This window comes from Lysobacter sp. CA196 (assembly GCF_052078695.1).
Taxonomy (GTDB): Bacteria; Pseudomonadota; Gammaproteobacteria; order Xanthomonadales; family Xanthomonadaceae; genus Lysobacter.
Map to the genome: position 1 here is coordinate 34713 of NZ_JBQJIN010000005.1, position 16867 is coordinate 51579.

Here is a 16867-nt window from a genome sequence, read left to right on the forward strand (position 1 = left end):
GGATTCCGGAGCGTGGCCTCGGCGGCGAGGCATCAGGTGGTTGGGGCCGGCGTGCCGAACAGATGCCGGCGCATCTCGTCGGTCATCGTACGGTCGGCACGGTAGGCCTGGCCCATCTCGTAGACGCGCCCGAACGCCGGCCGCGACGACAGCGCGTCGTGCCAGCGCTGCACGTTCGGGTAACGGATCAGGTCGACGTAATGCCATTCGTGCTCGCGGGTCCAGGGGTAACAGGCGAAATCGGCGATGCTGAGTGTATCGGCGGCGACGAATTCGCGCCCGGCCAGGCGCCGGTCGAGCACGCCGTACAGGCGCTCGGTCTCGCGCTGATAGCGGTCGATCGCGTACGGCACCTTTTCCGGTGCGTAGCGGTTGAAGTGATGGTTCTGGCCCAGCATGGGGCCGTAGCCGCCGACCTGCCAGAACAGCCACTCCTCCACCTCGACCCGGCTGCGCAGGCCCGCGGGCAGGAACAAGCCGGTCTTGGCCGCCAGATACTGCAAGATCGCGCCGGACTCGAACACGCTGATCGGCGCGCCGCCATCCGCCGGGGCATGGTCGACGATCGCCGGCATCCGGTTGTTCGGCGAAATGCGCAGGAATTCGGGCTTGAACTGGTCGCCGGCGCCGATGTCGACCTGCTTGATCGAGTAGTCGAGGCCGGCCCCGGCCTGCTGGGCCTCTTCCAGGAACAAGGTGATCTTGTGGCCGTTCGGGGTCGGCCAGTAATAGAGGTCGATCATCGGCAACTCCGCGTCGAAAGGCCGCAGTGTAAGTGCGGCTCCGCGGCCGCGGCGGCCTTGCCGATGGGATGGCGTGTGCCGGCCGCGTCTGTCGCAGCCAGGCCTGCGCCTGCTCCGGCTGAACCCTCGGGCCGGCCCGACGTGGCGGCGTCATCCCCGCCCGGCTACTCTTGGCCCCCTATATCGCTTCAGTTACGGGCTTCGCATGACCGATCCAAAGAGCAACCGACTCAATCCCCTGCCGGCGCTGATCTTCAGCTCGCGCTGGCTGCAGCTGCCGCTTTATCTGGGCCTGATCGTCGCGCAGGGCGTGTACGTCTTCAAGTTCGTCAAGGAATTGATGCACCTGGTGCAGGACGCGGCCACGCTCGACGAGCAGGGGATCATGCTGATCGTGCTCGGCCTGATCGATGTGGTGATGATCTCCAACCTGTTGGTGATGGTGATCGTCGGCGGTTACGAAACCTTCGTCTCGCGCCTGCGCCTGGAAGGCCACCCGGACCAGCCGGAATGGTTGAGCCACGTCAATGCGAGCGTGCTCAAGGTCAAGCTGGCGATGGCGATCATCGGCATCTCCTCGATCCACCTGCTCAAGACCTTCATCGGCGCCGGCAATCTGGGCCTGCCCCGGTGCGGTACGCCGGAGGCTTACGAATTCGCTCGCGCGATCGCCGCGATGACCAGCAACGGTGGGTCCACTGGGGTGGCCAAGGTGGTCTGCAGCGAGCTGACTTCCGAAGGCGTGATGTGGCAGGCGATCATCCACTTCCTGTTCATCGTCTCGGCGATCGGCATCGCCTGGACCGACAAGCTGATGAGCACCACGGTGCAGAAGCCGGGCAAGCCGGCGCACTGAGCCGGGCGAGCACGCGGCCGTCCGCTCAGCGCGTGCTGGGCGTGGCGGCCGCTCGCGGCCCCATGATCGCGCGTCGCAACCGCACTGCGTCGGCGCGATCGGAAAAACGCAGACTGCCGTCCACGCTGTCCAGCCCGAGCACGCGATACGCCGGCTGTTTCGACGGGAACTCGCGCATCGCCGCATAACGGTCGAACAACTGTGTGAACACCTTGCCGCCGCCGAGCCGATCGAGTTCGGCGACGAATTCCTCCGGTGTGGCCTCGCGGTCCCCATCCAGGCAGCAACGCGAATAACGCGACAGCACCGTGTCCAGGTCGAGGCGACGCTCGCGCCGCAGCGCCAGGTCGGCTTCGAGCCAGAACATCGCCCCGCCCCAATAGATGCGCATGGTGCTGGCGCGGCTCCAGCCGATCTCGCCCAGCGGCGCACCGGCGCCGCTGTTTCGGCCGCGCTCGAAGCCGGCATCGAGCCGGCGCCAGGCTTCGTCGCGGTCGAGCTGGCCGGCGCGGGCGCGCAACACGTTCTGGTAGTAGCTCGCCAGGCCCTCGGCGAGCCAGCGGCCGTCTTCGCCGAGATAGGGATGGAACAGGTGCGAAAGCTCGTGCACGGCGGTCCAGTCGTCGCGCAGCTCGTCGATGCCGGCGTCCGGGCGCACGTACAGCAGCACCGAGACGCCATCGTCGCGCCGGGTCTGGCCCCAGGGCACCGGGCTGGGATCGCCGCGGCGGCCGCCCTGGCGGGGGCTGCCTCGACTCGTGCCGCGGCTTTGCCGGATCAGCACTTTGGCCTCGCGCAGCGGCAGGCGGCCGTAGGCGGTCAGGGCGGCGTCGGCGCATTCGGCGAGCCAGCGCTGCAACTCGTCGACGCGCTCGCGGTCGGCCACGCCCTCGACGATCACCCGCAGCCGTGCATCGCCGACGCGGATCACCCGTTCATCGTTTCGAGCAACGGCCGGGTCCTGAGCAACAACGGCCGGCGCCGCGCACGCGCCCGCGCTGCAGGCGAGCAGGGCGCCCGCGAGCAGGGCGCAGACGAACAGGGTCGGCAACGACGGCAGGCGGGCGGCCATGGTCTGCGTTGGAACGCGATGCGCTGCGAAGGTTCCCGAATCCATCGCAGCTACAATAGCGGGCATGGACGTATCGCATTTGCTCGACGCACTCAATCCCGCCCAGCGCGAAGCCGTTTCGGCACCTCCCGGTCATTACCTCGTGCTTGCCGGCGCCGGCAGCGGCAAGACCCGCGTGCTGACCCACCGCATCGCCTGGATCAACGAAGTCTTCGGCGTGCCGACCCACGGCATCCTCGCGGTGACCTTCACCAACAAGGCTGCCGGCGAAATGCGCGGCCGCGTCGACGCGCAGCTGCGCCACGGCGCGCGCGGCATGTGGATCGGCACCTTCCACGGCCTGGCCCATCGCCTGCTGCGCCTGCACTGGCAGGAGGCGAAACTGCCGGAAGGCTTCCAGGTGCTCGACAGCGATGACCAACTGCGCCTGGTCAAGCGCGTGGTGCAGGCGCTGGAGCTCGACGAGACCCGCTTCCCGCCGCGCCAGATCGTGTGGTGGATCAACGCGCAGAAGGACGAGGGTCGGCGTCCGCGTAACATCCAGTCGGCCGGCGACGAATGGGCCGACGTGATGCTGCGCTGCTACGAGGCCTACCAGGAGCGCTGCGAACGCGCCGGCCTGGTCGATTTCGCCGAACTGCTGTTGCGCGCGCACGAGTTGCTGCGCGACAACGCCGCGCTGTTGGCGCACTACCGGACACGTTTCCGCGAGATCCTGGTCGACGAATTCCAGGACACCAACGCGATCCAGTACGCTTTCGTGCGCGTGCTCGCCGGCGACTCCGGCCACGTGTTCGTGGTCGGCGACGACGACCAGGCCATCTACGGCTGGCGCGGCGCCAAGGTCGAGAACGTGCAGCGCTTCCTGCGCGATTTCCCCGGCGCCAGCACCATCCGCCTGGAACAGAACTACCGCTCCAGCGCCAACATCCTCGACGCCGCCAACGCGGTCATCGCCCACAACCCCGACCGCCTCGGCAAGAAGCTGTGGACCGACACCGGCCACGGCGAAGCGATCGACCTGTACGCGGCCTACAACGAGATGGACGAGGCGCGCTTCGTGGTCGAGCGCTTGCGCCAGTGGGTGCGCGACGGCGGCAGCTACGGCGACGTCGCCGTGCTCTACCGCAGCAACGCGCAATCGCGCGCCTACGAAGAGGCCCTGCTGTCGGAACAGGTGCCGTACCGGGTCTACGGCGGCCAGCGCTTCTTCGAGCGCGCCGAAATCAAGGATACCCTGGCCTATCTGCGCATGATCGCCAACCGCGCCGACGACGCCGCCTTCGAACGCGCGGTCAACACGCCGACCCGCGGCATCGGCGAGCGCACCCTCGACGAGGTGCGCAAGCGCGCCCGCGCCGACGCGGTCTCGCTGTGGGAGGCGGCGCGGCGGATCTCTCAGGAGAACGGGCTCGCCGCGCGCGCCCGCAACGCCCTGGCCGGGTTCGCGTTGCTGATCGACACGCTCGAAAGCGACGTGGTCGAGATGCCGCTGCCGGAGAAGATCGATCACATCCTGCAGCGCTCGGGCCTGCGCGAGCATTACGCCAATGAATCGCGCGGCCAGCTCGATTCGCGCACCGACAATCTCGACGAACTGGTCTCGGTGGCCTCGCGCTTCACCCGCACCGACGAGGACGAGGCCGCGGCGATGCCGGAGCTGATCGCCTTCCTCAGTTACGCCGCGCTCGAGGCCGGAGAAGGCCAGGCCCAGGCCGGCGAGGACGGCGTGCAGCTGATGACCTTGCACAGCGCCAAGGGCCTGGAGTTTCCGCTGGTGTTCCTCGGCGGCCTGGAAGAGGGCTTGTTCCCGAGCGGGCGCTCGACCGAGGAATCCGGGCGGCTGGAGGAAGAGCGCCGCCTGGCCTATGTCGGCATCACCCGCGCGCGCGAGAAGCTGGTGCTGAGCTATGCCGAGACCCGCCGCATCCACGGCATGGACATGTACGGGGTGCCCTCGCGCTTCCTGCGCGAGATTCCGCCGGCGCTGCTCAACGAAGTACGGCCGAAGGTGCAGGTGTCGCGCCCGGTTTACGGCGCCGGCCCGCGCCGCGCCGACTACGGCCATGCCGCAATCGAGGCGCCGCCGGTCAAGCTGGGCTCGCAGGTGCGCCATGCCAGCTTCGGCACCGGCACCGTGACCGACTACGAAGGCACCGGCGCGCACGCGCGGGTGCAGGTCAACTTCGACGACGCCGGCAGCAAGTGGCTGGTGCTGGCTTATGCGAACCTGCAGCCGTTCTAGTTAGACGTTCGACGCGGGAATGGAGACGCGAGCTTTTCTGGGCTCGCGCGCCGACGCGAGTCACGGCCGGTGCGGCACTCCCGATCGTCATTCCCGCCTTCGCGGGGATGACGATGTGAAGGAGCCGCTGCGATCTTATTTACCATCACCCCCGCCTTCGCGAAGATTGCAGTTCAAAGCCGCCGTCCCACCGAGCCGCCGCTCAAGCAATGGAGTGCAAGATGAAAAGAAACACCATCGGATTTCTGCTGAGCCTGTCGGCGCTGTCGATCGCGGTATTCGTATTCCGCGACATCTATCTGTTCTCCAAGGTCTCGATCCGTCCGGACTGGGCGCAGTTCCTGCCCACCTGGCTGGGCGTGTCGGACTTCATCGGCCTGCTTTGCCTCGCCCCGGCGGCGGCGCTGCCGGAACGCTTGCGCTCGGTCGCGGCGGCGCTGGCGAAATGCGTGGCGCTGGCGCCGTTGCCGGTCCTGATCGCGTTTTCGAACGATCACGCCCATTCCGGCCTGTGGATGAATCTGCTGTTCAACTACTGCTGGGTCGGCCTGCACTGCCTGATCCCGGCGGTGATGCTGTTCGTCGTGCGCGGTATCGTCGACGGCTCGCGCGCGCTGGCGAAGCGCGCGTCCAGCCGCTGAGCGGAATCTCCCCTTCGCAATCGGCGCGTGCTTCGTGCGTCTTGCCGAATGGCATCGGTCCGGGCTGACGTCGCTCGCGTTCCCACGCCGACCCCGCAGCACCGTCCCCCCTTTGAGAAAGGGGGCAGGGGGATTTGCTGTCGCGACGGTATCGGGTCGACGATCGTCAGTCTTGCACCGCTATGCCTCGCGCCGCTTCAGTGCTGGGCTGCGCCCGGGCTCGCGCGTGGCGCGTCGGCGAGCTTGAACGATTTCAGCAGCAGGTCGAAACCGGGTTGGGTCTGCGGCAGGTCTTCGTCGGCGCTCTGGGTGATCAGGAACGCGGTCCGATGCGCGCCGGTGATCTTGCGGTACTCGCGCCGGTGCGGGACCTTCACTCCGCCCAGGCTCAGCGTGTAGTGCTCGCGGATCGTGCCCTCGGCAAAAGCGGAGCGGTCGAAGCGGCTGTGTCCGCTCATCACCGACGGCGTCGCCTTGTCGGCCTCGGCGGAGAAGTCGCGGGCGAAGTCTTCCAGTTCCGCGGTCGTGTCGGCCTGCACGATGGCGACGAACATCGCCGAGCCTGGGCTCTCCACGATCATGTAGTGGACGGCGTCGACGCGCTTGTCTTCGGCCATGCTCCAGTTGCCGGGAATGCTCATGTGCACGCCGAGACGGTCGTAACCGAGCGGGCGCGAGACGTCGGCGGCGGGTTCGCCGCAGGCGCACAGCGCGACCGCGCAGACGCTGGCCAACCACCAACGGTACGAACGCCAGCGGGACCACCGCCCGCGGGACGAACACGAACGCAGCGCGGATTCGCGAGCCATCGACATCTTCCCTGAGTGTCGCCACCCCTGTGGACACGGCGCTCACCCTAGCAGCTCGCCGGCGATTCCTCGCCTGCCGTTGGTCTTGGGACGCAGGCCCGGCGGACACGACCAACGACACTGGGAGCCGGTCGCCACCGCGGCCTAGGCTGCGGTTTCTTCATTCGTAACGGGGCCTGCCGATGTCCTTGCGTTTCGTCCTCGCCGCCGCGCTAGCCGTCAGCGCGCTGCCGGCCGCCGCCGCCGACCTGCACGGCGACCCGCGCCATCTGCAACCCGCCGACTTGTTCGATCTGGAATGGGCCGATCAGCCGGCGTTGTCGCCGGACGGGCGCCGCATCGTCTACCAGCGCAAGTTCTTCGACCGGATGAAAGACCGCAGGCGCAGCAACCTGTGGCTGGTCGATGCCGACAGCGGCCAGCAGCGGCCGCTGACCAGCGGCGCGGCCAGCGACGGCGCCGCGGCGTGGTCGCCGTCGGGCGACCGCATCGCCTGGGTGTCCGATCGCGACGGCTCGACCCAGGTCTGGGTGCGCTGGATGGACAGCGGGCAGCAAGCGCCGATCAGCCGCCTCACCGAAAGCCCGAACGGGCTGACCTGGTCGCCGGACGGGCGCTGGCTCGCCTTCACCATGCACGTCGCCGCCGACACCACGCCGCTGGCGACGTTGCCGGCCAAGCCCAAGGGCGCGGAGTGGGCCGAGGACGTCAAGCTGATCGACAAGATGAACTACCGCGCCGACGGCGCCGGTTACCTCAAGCCCGGCTACGAGCACGTGTTCGTGATGCCGGCCGACGGCGGCACGCCGCGCCAGGTCACCCTGGGCGATTTCCAGCACGGTTCGACCCTGGCCTGGAGCCGCGACGGCCGCTCGCTGTTCGTCGAGTCCAATCATCGCGACGATTACGAGTACCACCCGATCGAGAGCGAGATCTACCGCGTCGACGTCGCCACCGGCGCGGCGGTCGCGCTGACCGATCGCACAGGGCCCGACCGTGCGCCGGTGTTGTCGCCGGACGGACGCAAGATCGCCTATCTCGGCTACGACGACCGCAAGCGCAGTTATCAGATCGCACACCTGTACGTGCTCGATCTCGACAGCGGCGTTTCGCGTGCCTTGACTGGGGGCTTCGACTACGACATCGAAAGCCCGCAGTGGGACCGCAACGGTCGCGGACTCTACTTCGGTTACGACCGCGACGGCGTCAGCCACCTGGGCTGGATCGCCGCGAGCGGCGGCAAGGTCGAATCGGTGACCGGCGACGTCGGCGGCACCGCGGTCGGCCGGCCTTATCCCGGCGGCAGCTTCTCGGTCGCCAACGGCCGCGTCGCCTACACCCATGGCACCGCTTCGCGCATGGCCGATGTCGCGGTGGTCGAACGCGGCGGCAAGCCGCGCGTACTCACCGATCTCAACGCCGATTCGCTCGCGCGCAAGCGCCTGGGCGAGGTCGAAACCTTGTGGACGAAATCCTCGGCCGGCGGGCTCGCCGTGCAGGGCTGGATCGTCAAACCGCCGCAGTTCCAGCCGGGCAAGCGTTATCCGCTGCTGCTGGAAATCCACGGCGGCCCCTATCAGAACTACGGCCCGCGGTTCGCGGTCGAAACCCAGCTCTACGCCGCCGCCGGCTACGTCGTGCTGTACCTCAACCCGCGCGGCAGCACCAGCTACGGCCAGGCCTTCGCCGACCACATCCACCAGAATTATCCGAGCCACGACTACGACGACCTGATGAGCGCGGTCGACGCGACCATCGCCCAGGGTTATGTCGACCCGCAGCAGTTGTTCGTGACCGGCGGTTCCGGCGGCGGCGTGCTGACCGCCTGGATCGTCGGCCACACCGACCGTTTCCGCGCCGCCGTGGTCGCCAAGCCGGTGATCAACTGGACCAGCTTCGCCCTGACCTCCGACGGGCCGTCCTACGTCACCCAGCATTGGTTCCCGAGCGGGCCGTGGGAGGCGCAGGAGCTGTACTGGAGGTTGTCGCCGCTGGCCCATGTCGGCAAGGTCGTCACCCCGACCATGCTGATCACCGGAGAGAACGACTACCGCACGCCCATCTCCGAGACCGAGCAGTACTACACGGCGCTGAAACTGCGCCGCGTCGACACCGCGATGATCCGCATCCCCGGCGCCTCGCACGGCATCGGCACGCGGCCCAGCGAAACACTCGCACAGGTGCTCAATACGCTGGGTTGGTTCGAGCGCTATCGCAACAAGGCGGCCGCCGATACTGCCGCGGGCTCAGCCGGAAACGCGCGCTGAGGTTTCACCTCAAGCCGTTCCCCCTCCGAGATCTCCCAAGCCGTTCCCCCCTTTGAAAAAGGGGGGGAAGGGGAGATTTGCTTTTGCCAGCAAACTCGAACAGCCAGCGAGGCCCAAGCAAATCCCCCGCGCCACGATTCGCATCGGCCCAGCCGGTTGCGCCGGGCGTCCGCCCCCTTCTTCAAAGGGGGCAGAAGTTCGTGGCGGCGTTGCAAAGATGGCTGCGCCGCGACTCAGACTTTCGTGCAAACCGGCTTCAATCCAGCTTCACGCCGAAATGAAAGGCCTCGATGCGCAGCCGCTCGCGCAGGTAGAACGCATGCGCGTCCTGGCGATGGGTGCCGGAATCCAGCTGCAGGCGCGCGCAGCCCAGGCGCTTGGCCTCGGCCTTGAGCCAGTCGAGCATCGTCTTGCCGTAGCCGCGGCTGCGCACGGCCTGGTCGGTGATCAGGTCGTCGACATAGACGTGCAGGCCGACGGCGAGCATTTCCATCACCCGCCAGCAGGCGAACGCGCGCGGCACGCCCTGTTCGTCGTAGAGCACGGTGGCGCGGCAGCCCTCGGCGATCTGGCGGTGCATCTGGGCGACGAAGCCGGCCTCGTCGAGGTGCGGGCGCAGTTGCGACACCAGCGGCCAGACGGCGCGCAGTTCGGTGTCTCCGACGATGGTTCGGATATCCATGAAGGCAGACGTGAGCGATGAGGAGTGAGGAGTGAACGCAAGCGTGGGCTTACGCGCATTCCTCACGTCTCAGTGGAGCGGTAGGAGGGCCGCGAGCCTAACTCACTCCTCACTCCTCTCCATTCGCTTCTCAGCCGCTCACCAGCTGAAGAGTTTGTAATACACCGGCGAGACCGTGCCTTCGCCCTTGCTGGTGTCGAGGCGGCCGTCGCCGTCGTTGTCGACCAGGTAATAGGTGGGGCCGCGGGCGGGGGTGACCTTGACCGCGCGCAGCTGGCCGGCGATGCGGTACTCCTCGATCACGTCGCCGTTTTCGACGGTGCGGGTGCGGACGTCGGCGCCCTGCAGGCCGGCGGTCGGGTCGTCGCTGGCGCCGCCGGTGCTGGCGCAGGCGGCGAGCAGGATGGCGATCAGGGAAAGGACGAGCAGGCCGGCGGCTTTGCGGGCCGGCGAGGCGGTGGGGGCGCGCATGGCGGTTCTCCGTGTCTCAGGCCGACAGCATACGCTGTGCGCCCGTTAAGCCGCTGCATCCGCGGTCACGGTCGCAGCCCCGGCGATGCGGCAGCGTAGAATCGCCGGCATGAAAAGACTCGTCCTGATCGATGGCTCCAGCTACCTCTACCGCGCCTTCCATGCGTTGCCGCCGCTGAACAACGACGCCGGCGAACCGACCGGCGCATTGTTCGGCGTGGTCAACATGCTGCGCTCGACCTTGAACGAACGGCCCGACTACGTGGCCTTCGTGGTCGACGCGCCGGGCAAGACCTTTCGCGACGATCTCTTCCCGCAGTACAAGGCCAATCGCCCGCCGATGCCGGACGACTTGCGCGCGCAGGTGCTGCCGATGTGCGCGATCGTCGAGGCGCTCGGCCTGCCGATCCTGCGCATCGACGGGGTCGAGGCCGACGACGTGATCGGCACGCTGGCGCTGCAGGCCGCGAGCGCCGGCATCGAGGTCACCATCTCGACCGGCGACAAGGACTTCGCCCAACTGGTGCGCCCGGGCGTGGCCCTGGTCAACACCATGAGCGGCAGCCGCATGGATTCCGACGAGGCGGTGTTCGCCAAGTTCGGCGTGCAGCCCAACCAGATCATCGACCTGCTGTCGCTGATGGGCGACAGCGTCGACAACATCCCCGGCGTCGATAAATGCGGGCCCAAGACCGCGGCCAAGTGGCTCGGCGAGTACGGCACCCTGGAAAACGTCATCGCCCACGCCGGCGAGATCAAGGGCAAGATCGGCGACAACCTGCGCGCCGCGGTCGATCGCCTGCCGCTCAACCGCCAGCTGACCACGATCAAGACCGACGTAGCGCTCGATCGCAGCCCCGAGCAACTGGCCTTGCGCGAGCGCGACGCCGAGGCGCTGCGCACCCTGTACGCGCGCTACGGCTTCAAGCAGGCGCTGCGCGAGCTCGAAGGCGGCGCCAACGCGACCGCCAACGAAATCGCCGCCGACCGCGCCGGCTTGCGCGCGACCGCGGCCGGCCATGCGCGCGCCTCGGCGAGCGCCGAGGCCCCGGACGCGGCCCTGTCGGCCAAGGGCGAGTACGAGGCGGTGACCACCCAGCCGCAGCTCGATGCCTTGGTGGCGGCGCTGCAGGCGGCCGACGAGTTCGCCTTCGACAGCGAGACCGATTCGCTCGACCCGATGCGCGCCAACCTGGTCGGCCTGAGCTTCGCCACCGAGACCGGGCGCGCGGTATACATCCCGCTCGGCCACGACTACCCCGGCGCGCCGGCCCAGCTCGACCGCACCGCGGTGCTCGATGCGCTGCGTCCGGTGCTGACTGACCCGGCCCGGCGCAAGCTCGGCCAGCACGGCAAGTACGACCTGCACGTGCTGCGCCGGCACGGCGTCGACCTGCTTGGTTATGCCGACGACACGATGCTCGAGAGCTTCGTCTACAACGCCACCGCCAGCCGCCACGACATGGACTCGCTGGCCAAACGTTATCTCGGCTACGACACCATCAAATACGCCGATGTCGCCGGCAAGGGCGCCAAGGCGATTGCGTTCTCGCAGGTCGCCATCGACGACGCCACCCGCTACGCCGCCGAGGATGCCGACGTGACCCTGCGCCTGCACCGCGTGCTCAGCGCGCGCCTGGCCGCCGAGCCGGAACTCGAACGCGTCTACCGCGAGATCGAGATGCCGCTGGTGCCGGTGCTCGAACGCATCGAGGCCAACGGCGTGATGATCGACGGCGACGAGCTGCGCCGGCAGTCGCAGGACCTCGGCAAGCGCATGCTCGACGCGCAGATCAAGGCCACCGAGCTGGCCGGGCGCACCTTCAACCTGGATTCGCCTAAGCAGTTGCAGGCGCTGTTGTTCGACGAGTTGAAGCTGCCGGTGCTGGTGAAGACCCCGACCGGGCAGCCGAGCACGAACGAGGAAGCGCTCGAAGCGATCGCCGACCAGCACGAGCTGCCGCGGGTGATCCTCGAATACCGCGGCCTGGCGAAACTGCGCAGCACCTACACCGACAAGCTGTCGGAGATGGTCAACCCGGACACCGGTCGCGTGCACACCAGCTATCACCAGGCCGGCGCCGCGACCGGGCGCCTGGCGTCGAGCGACCCGAACCTACAGAACATCCCGATCCGCACCGACGACGGCCGCCGCATCCGCCGCGCCTTCGTCGCGCCCGAAGGCCGGCGCCTGGTCGCCTGCGACTATTCGCAGATCGAGCTGCGCATCATGGCCCACCTGTCCGAGGACGTCGGTCTGGTGCGCGCGTTCGAGTCCGGCGCCGACGTGCACCGCGCGACCGCGGCCGAAGTGTTCGGCAAGAAGTCCCTCGACGAGGTCAGCGGCAACGAACGCCGCGCCGCCAAGGCGATCAACTTCGGCCTGATGTACGGCATGAGCGCGTTCGGTCTGGCGCGCCAGCTCGGCATCGGCCGCGGCGAAGCGCAGGACTACATCGCGCTGTATTTCAGCCGCTATCCCGGCGTGCGCGATTTCATGGAACGCACCCGCCAGGATGCGCGCGATCGCGGCTACGTCGAGACGGTGTTCGGCCGGCGCCTGTATCTGGAGAACATCAAGGCCAGCAACCAGGGCCTGCGCGCGGGCGCCGAACGCGCCGCGATCAACGCGCCGATGCAGGGCACCGCGGCCGACATCATCAAGCGCGCGATGATCGACATCGACGCCTGGCTGGCCGCGCATGCGAGCCGGGCGAAGATGATCCTGCAGGTCCACGACGAACTGGTGTTCGAGGTCGATGCCGATTTCGTCGAGACCCTGGTCGGCGAGGCTTCACGCCGGATGGCCGGGGCGGCCAGCCTGCGGGTACCGTTGGTCGTCGACAGCGGGGTTGGAATTAATTGGGATGAAGCGCATTGATTATGCGGAAACCATTGATTTTGCTGGAATTGGTTTAATGAATCAGTCCTGAATCCAACAATTTATTAACTCCCATCTTCACGAACTATCCATGTGCGGAGTGGTCATATAGGTCGCGACAGATGCAACGTCTGTCGCTGATCTCTCCCTCCCCTGGAGTGATCCCCCGGAGCGAACGACCCCTCCCCAGGTCACGCTCCACCAGCCCCGCCGGCCCCCCCTGCCTGCGGGGCTTTTTATTGTGCGGCAGAAAGTTTACTGAATACGCTTAACGCAGGCCAGGCCTGCGTTAAGCGCGCCCCGCAAGGCGTCGTCGAGAGCTGCGCTATTAATCGCCGATGCGTACGCAAGCGCGCCGTCTCGGAATCGATGCATCCTCAGAATCGATACGTCAGCGACAACGACAGTTCGCGACCCGGCGACGGGAAACCGATATAACTTTTCGAACCGGCCTGATAACCGTAACTGCCGTGGTCGTAATAAAAACGATCGAACAGATTGTTGACCGCGGCGCCGAGTTTCAGACGATCGTCGCCGAGCAGATTCCAGTTCGCCATCAGGTCGACCACCGCGTAGCCCGGTTTGTCGGGCGCATCGGCGGCGATGCTGTTGCGCTCGTCCTCGACCAGGCGCGCGCGCACCGCGTAGTTGGCTTGCCCGGACACGGGCTGCCAGTCGTAGCGCGCGGTCCAGGTGCGGCCGATGCCGGTGCCCAGGCCGAGGTCGGCGTCGTTGAGCGGACGGTCGTCGAAGGTATTGTCCGACTGCCACACGCCGACGCTTACGCCCGTGCGTTGCCAGCGCTTGCCGATCTCGGCCTCGTAGCCTTCGACCTTGGCGTCGCCGATATTCTCCCAGTAGCCCCAGGCCGCCTGGCCCGAGTACACCGCCGAGATGTAGTGCTCGATGTTCTGGCGGAAGGCGGTGGCGCGGGCGAAGTAGCCGTTGCGTTCCCAGGACACGCCGAATTCGAGGTTGTCGGCGCGTTCGCCTTCGAGATCGCCGCGGTGGGTGTAGAGCGCGCTGAAGAAGGCTTCGCGGATGGTCACGCCGCGGAAGGCTTCCGAATAGGCCAGGCGGAAGCTCAACGGCTCGATCGGCGTCCACGCGATCGACAGATTCGGGCTGAGCTTGGACTCGTCGTTGGAGGCGCCGGCGCTGACGCCGGACACGCCCTTGTGGCGGTAATCGTCGTAGCGCAGGCCGGCCGACAGCTTCCACTGCGGCGACACGTCCCAGTCGCCCTGGGCGTAGACGCCGAACACGCGGGCGGTCTGTTCGGTGCGGCCCCAGAACGGCGGCGGCGTGGCCTGCTGGCGCGCATGCAGGCGGTCGCTGCGGTAGTCCAGGCCGTAGGTCAGCGACAACGACTGCCGCAGCGCGGTATTGCGCAGGTCCAGGCCGGTGCTGGTCTGTTCGCCGGCGCTGTAGAGCAGGCCGGTGGTGTTGCGGCGATTCTGGTACTCGCTGCGGGTGCGGTAGGCGTTGAGGCGCAGGTCGAGCGCGTCGCTGTCGGGGTCGTAGCGGTGCTCGTAGGACACCGTGTCGCGGCGCATCTGGTGGTCGGACAGGACGAAGCGGCCGCTGAAGTTGGTCATGTGCGGGCGTTCGTAATACGTGCCGGTGTCGTCGAGGTGCTCGGCCGACAGGTCGAAGCTGTGCGCATCGAACAGGCCGCTGAGCTTGAACTGGGCGCGCTCGTGTCGGTACGCGGTCGGCTTGACCCGGTCGCCGTGGCCGTCGTCGTAATCGCCGCCGTCCTGATAGACGTAGGTGGCGAGCACGCCGAGGCCTTCGGACAATCGGCCGTAGCCGGCCAGCACGCCCTTGTAGCTGTTGCCGCCGTTGAGGCCGGCCGCGGCCTTGACCAGGAAGCCGGCGTCCTGGCCCGGGCGCAGCAGGTCGAAGGCATCGCGGGTGCGCACGCGCAGCGCGCCGGTCAGCGCGCCGGCGCCGCCGGTGGCCGCGCCGGCGCCGGCGTCGAGTTCGATCGACTTGACGAACTCCGGTTCGATCTGGACCCGGGTCTGGTGGTGATAGAGCTCGGCCGGTTCCTGGGCGCCGTCGATGGTGACGTTGAGCAGGGTGTCTTCGAAGCCGCGCACGTAGATCTTCTGCGCGACCGGCGAGCCGCCGCCGACGGCGACGCCGGATTCGTTGGACAGCAGGTCGCTGAGGTCGGAGGCCTGAGTCAGCTCGATCTCGCCGCGGTCGAGATCGAAATTACCCGGCTCGCGTTCGGCGACCACGGTGATCGAATCCAGGGTGCGTGCGTCGTCGCCGGCCTCGGCGGAGTAAGCGAGCGGGGCGCAGGCCAGCAGGGCCAGACCGGACAGCAAACGCGAAGACGGGGCGGACATGAGGCGGCGTTCCTTCGGATTGGGCGCGCAAACGCCTGCGGCCGGAACGGCGCAGACGGACGCTGGGCAGGGAAGGCTTCGCGCTGGCTAGAGGACCCCGGGCGGGCGAAGCCTGCGCATTCTGCGGTCCTCGTCCCAAGGATGCAAATGCGAATCATGATCAACAAGCGCCGATCCGCGACGGCTATCGCATCTCGCGCCAGGCGATGACGCCCGATGCACGGCCCGGCGGGCCACAATCGGGCCTCGCCTTCCGGAGCCCTGTCCATGTCCGACGCCTTCGATCTGTCGATGCCGTGGTGGCAGTACCTGGTGCGCGCCTGCATCGTCTATTTCGTCTTGCTGGCGATGATCCGGCTGTCGGGCAAGCGCACGATGGGCCAGTTCACCTCGTTCGACATGCTGCTGATCGTGCTGCTCGGCAACGCGGTGCAGAACGCCTTGCTCGGGACCGACACCTCGGTCGGCGGCGGCCTGATCCTGGCCGCGACCCTGATGTTGTTGAACTGGGGCGTGGGCTATCTCGCCGCGCGCAACGACCGCATCGAACGCGTGCTCGAAGGCGTGCCGGTGGTGCTCGCGCGCGACGGCCACGTGTTTCGCGACGTGCTGCGCCGCGAGCTGGTCAGTCGCGCCGATTTCGACAAGGCGATGCGCGAGAACGATTGCGCCGAAATCGACGACATCGCGGTGGCGATGCTGGAGACCAATGGCCACATCACGATTCTGCACAAGCCGCAGGAGTCCGCGGTACCTTGACTGCCGCGACCGCGAATTACGGTTGCGGCGACGGCTGCCTATTGCCAGCAAGCCGAATATCCCGGTCGCTCACGCCGCTCCTACAGCGGTCGGATCAGGCGCCGGCTTCGCCCAGCCAATCGCGCGGCACCAGATACCCGGCCAGCCGCGCTTCGTCGCTGTCGGGTTCGGGCTGGAAGCCATATTCCCAACGCACCAACGGCGGCAGGCTCATCAGGATCGACTCGGTGCGTCCGCCCGACTGCAGGCCGAACAAGGTGCCGCGGTCGAACACCAGGTTGAACTCGACGTAGCGGCCGCGGCGATACAGCTGGAACTGTCGCTCGCGCTCGCCGTAGGGCATGTCCTTGCGGCGTTCGACCAGCGGCAGGTAGGCGTCGAGGAAGCCGTCGCCGACTGCGCGCTGATAGGCGAAGTCGCGTTCGAAGTCGCCGTGCAGGTCGTCGAAGAACAGGCCGCCGACGCCGCGGGTCTCGTTACGGTGCTTGAGGAAGAAGTACTCGTCGCACCAGCGCTTGTGCGCCTGGTAGCGTTCGTCGCCGCCGAAGGGTTCGCACAGCCCGCGCGCCGTGCCGTGCCAATGGCGTACGTCTTCGTCGAAAGGGTAGAACGGGGTCAGGTCGAACCCGCCGCCGAACCACCAGGCCACGGTCTCGCCGTCGCGCATGGCGCGGAAGTGGCGCACGTTGGCGTGGGTGGTCGGCAGGTAGGGGTTGTGCGGATGGAACACCAGCGACACCCCGACCGCGCGCCACGAGGCGCCGGCGAGTTCCGGCCGCGCCGCGGTCGCCGACGGCGGCAAGGTCGTGCCGGAGACGTCGGAAAAGCCGATCCCGGCCTGCTCGAATACGTTGCCGCCGCGCAGGATGCGGGTGCGTCCGCCGCCGCCCTCGGCGCGTTGCCACAGGTCCTCGGCGAAACGCGCGCCGCCGTCGGCCTGTTCGATGGCGGCGCACAGGCGGTCCTGCAGGCCGGAGAGATAGTCGCGTACGCGGTCGAAATCGTTCATGGCGACATTCTAACGGCGTTGCCGGGTGCGGATTCGATCTGAGTCGGCCGGCACGTGCGGCGTCAGGCCGCA

At 67.7% G+C, this 16867-nt stretch carries 13 protein-coding genes; 6 read left to right on the forward strand and 7 right to left on the reverse strand.

Translation table 11 applies throughout. The features are described 5' to 3' along the window. Positions 1-32: 32 nt before the first annotated feature. Entirely contained in the window at positions 33-743 is a 711-nt protein-coding gene (locus tag ACTOWK_RS06595) for a glutathione binding-like protein (RefSeq protein WP_441329386.1), read from the reverse strand. A gap of 205 nt (positions 744-948) precedes the next feature. On the opposite strand from ACTOWK_RS06595, the gene ACTOWK_RS06600 reads away from it, so the two are divergent. Further along, positions 949-1599, forward strand: a complete 651-nt coding sequence (locus ACTOWK_RS06600; protein ID WP_441329387.1) for a TIGR00645 family protein — start codon at positions 949-951, stop codon at positions 1597-1599. Between the two features lie 25 nt (positions 1600-1624). On the opposite strand, the gene ACTOWK_RS06605 is transcribed toward ACTOWK_RS06600, so the two are convergent. Next, a complete protein-coding gene (locus ACTOWK_RS06605; RefSeq protein ID WP_441329388.1) occupies positions 1625-2671 on the reverse strand; it encodes a hypothetical protein in 1047 nt (348 codons plus the stop codon). 64 nt (positions 2672-2735) lie between these two features. Here ACTOWK_RS06605 and uvrD point away from each other — a divergent pair, with 64 nt between their 5' ends. Both uvrD and ACTOWK_RS06615 read left to right on the forward strand, forming a co-directional pair. Next, positions 2736-4916: a DNA helicase II gene (uvrD, locus tag ACTOWK_RS06610; protein ID WP_441329389.1), complete on the forward strand. Its 2181-nt coding sequence runs from the start codon at positions 2736-2738 to the stop codon at positions 4914-4916. Between the two features lie 221 nt (positions 4917-5137). Next, positions 5138-5557: a hypothetical protein gene (locus tag ACTOWK_RS06615; RefSeq protein ID WP_441329390.1), complete on the forward strand. Its 420-nt coding sequence runs from the start codon at positions 5138-5140 to the stop codon at positions 5555-5557. A 197-nt stretch (positions 5558-5754) separates the two neighbouring features. Here the strand turns inward: ACTOWK_RS06615 and ACTOWK_RS06620 are convergent, their stop codons facing one another. After that, the gene (locus ACTOWK_RS06620; RefSeq protein WP_441329391.1) at positions 5755-6366 is read right to left on the reverse strand and encodes a hypothetical protein; all 612 of its coding nucleotides are present in this window, start codon (positions 6364-6366) and stop codon (positions 5755-5757) included. Between the two features lie 182 nt (positions 6367-6548). Here ACTOWK_RS06620 and ACTOWK_RS06625 point away from each other — a divergent pair, with 182 nt between their 5' ends. Then, positions 6549-8633, forward strand: a complete 2085-nt coding sequence (locus tag ACTOWK_RS06625) for a prolyl oligopeptidase family serine peptidase (protein WP_441329392.1) — start codon at positions 6549-6551, stop codon at positions 8631-8633. Between the two features lie 256 nt (positions 8634-8889). Here the strand turns inward: ACTOWK_RS06625 and ACTOWK_RS06630 are convergent, their stop codons facing one another. Next, positions 8890-9315 (reverse strand): GNAT family N-acetyltransferase, encoded by a 426-nt coding sequence (locus ACTOWK_RS06630; protein WP_441329393.1) that lies wholly within the window; start codon positions 9313-9315, stop codon positions 8890-8892. Between the two features lie 138 nt (positions 9316-9453). Next, positions 9454-9786, reverse strand: a complete 333-nt coding sequence (locus tag ACTOWK_RS06635; protein ID WP_441329394.1) for a DUF2782 domain-containing protein — start codon at positions 9784-9786, stop codon at positions 9454-9456. A 109-nt stretch (positions 9787-9895) separates the two neighbouring features. On the opposite strand from ACTOWK_RS06635, the gene polA reads away from it, so the two are divergent. Next, positions 9896-12667, forward strand: coding sequence for a DNA polymerase I (gene polA / locus ACTOWK_RS06640; RefSeq protein WP_441329395.1), 2772 nt, complete (start codon positions 9896-9898; stop codon positions 12665-12667). A 377-nt stretch (positions 12668-13044) separates the two neighbouring features. Here polA and ACTOWK_RS06645 read toward each other — a convergent pair whose 3' ends face one another. After that, positions 13045-15027 carry a TonB-dependent receptor domain-containing protein gene (locus ACTOWK_RS06645; RefSeq protein ID WP_441329396.1) on the reverse strand — a complete coding sequence of 661 codons (1983 nt, stop codon included), beginning with the start codon at positions 15025-15027 and terminating at the stop codon, positions 13045-13047. Between the two features lie 267 nt (positions 15028-15294). Here ACTOWK_RS06645 and ACTOWK_RS06650 point away from each other — a divergent pair, with 267 nt between their 5' ends. Then, a complete protein-coding gene (locus ACTOWK_RS06650; RefSeq protein ID WP_441329397.1) occupies positions 15295-15786 on the forward strand; it encodes a DUF421 domain-containing protein in 492 nt (163 codons plus the stop codon). A gap of 94 nt (positions 15787-15880) precedes the next feature. On the opposite strand, the gene hemF is transcribed toward ACTOWK_RS06650, so the two are convergent. Next, complete coding sequence (gene hemF / locus ACTOWK_RS06655; protein WP_441329398.1) at positions 15881-16795, reverse strand: oxygen-dependent coproporphyrinogen oxidase; 915 nt, start codon at positions 16793-16795, stop codon at positions 15881-15883. Between the last annotated feature and the right edge of the window lie 72 nt (positions 16796-16867).

What these genes read in the sequence shown, in the direction of transcription:
- ACTOWK_RS06595 (WP_441329386.1), bottom strand. Translation starts at nt 743, where the DNA reads ATGATCGACCTCTATTACTGGCCGACCCCGAACGGCCACAAGATCACC.
- ACTOWK_RS06600 (WP_441329387.1), top strand. Translation starts at nt 949, where the DNA reads ATGACCGATCCAAAGAGCAACCGACTCAATCCCCTGCCGGCGCTGATC.
- ACTOWK_RS06605 (WP_441329388.1), bottom strand. Translation starts at nt 2,671, where the DNA reads ATGGCCGCCCGCCTGCCGTCGTTGCCGACCCTGTTCGTCTGCGCCCTG.
- uvrD (WP_441329389.1), top strand. Translation starts at nt 2,736, where the DNA reads ATGGACGTATCGCATTTGCTCGACGCACTCAATCCCGCCCAGCGCGAA.
- ACTOWK_RS06615 (WP_441329390.1), top strand. Translation starts at nt 5,138, where the DNA reads ATGAAAAGAAACACCATCGGATTTCTGCTGAGCCTGTCGGCGCTGTCG.
- ACTOWK_RS06620 (WP_441329391.1), bottom strand. Translation starts at nt 6,366, where the DNA reads ATGGCTCGCGAATCCGCGCTGCGTTCGTGTTCGTCCCGCGGGCGGTGG.
- ACTOWK_RS06625 (WP_441329392.1), top strand. Translation starts at nt 6,549, where the DNA reads ATGTCCTTGCGTTTCGTCCTCGCCGCCGCGCTAGCCGTCAGCGCGCTG.
- ACTOWK_RS06630 (WP_441329393.1), bottom strand. Translation starts at nt 9,315, where the DNA reads ATGGATATCCGAACCATCGTCGGAGACACCGAACTGCGCGCCGTCTGG.
- ACTOWK_RS06635 (WP_441329394.1), bottom strand. Translation starts at nt 9,786, where the DNA reads ATGCGCGCCCCCACCGCCTCGCCGGCCCGCAAAGCCGCCGGCCTGCTC.
- polA (WP_441329395.1), top strand. Translation starts at nt 9,896, where the DNA reads ATGAAAAGACTCGTCCTGATCGATGGCTCCAGCTACCTCTACCGCGCC.
- ACTOWK_RS06645 (WP_441329396.1), bottom strand. Translation starts at nt 15,027, where the DNA reads ATGTCCGCCCCGTCTTCGCGTTTGCTGTCCGGTCTGGCCCTGCTGGCC.
- ACTOWK_RS06650 (WP_441329397.1), top strand. Translation starts at nt 15,295, where the DNA reads ATGTCCGACGCCTTCGATCTGTCGATGCCGTGGTGGCAGTACCTGGTG.
- hemF (WP_441329398.1), bottom strand. Translation starts at nt 16,795, where the DNA reads ATGAACGATTTCGACCGCGTACGCGACTATCTCTCCGGCCTGCAGGAC.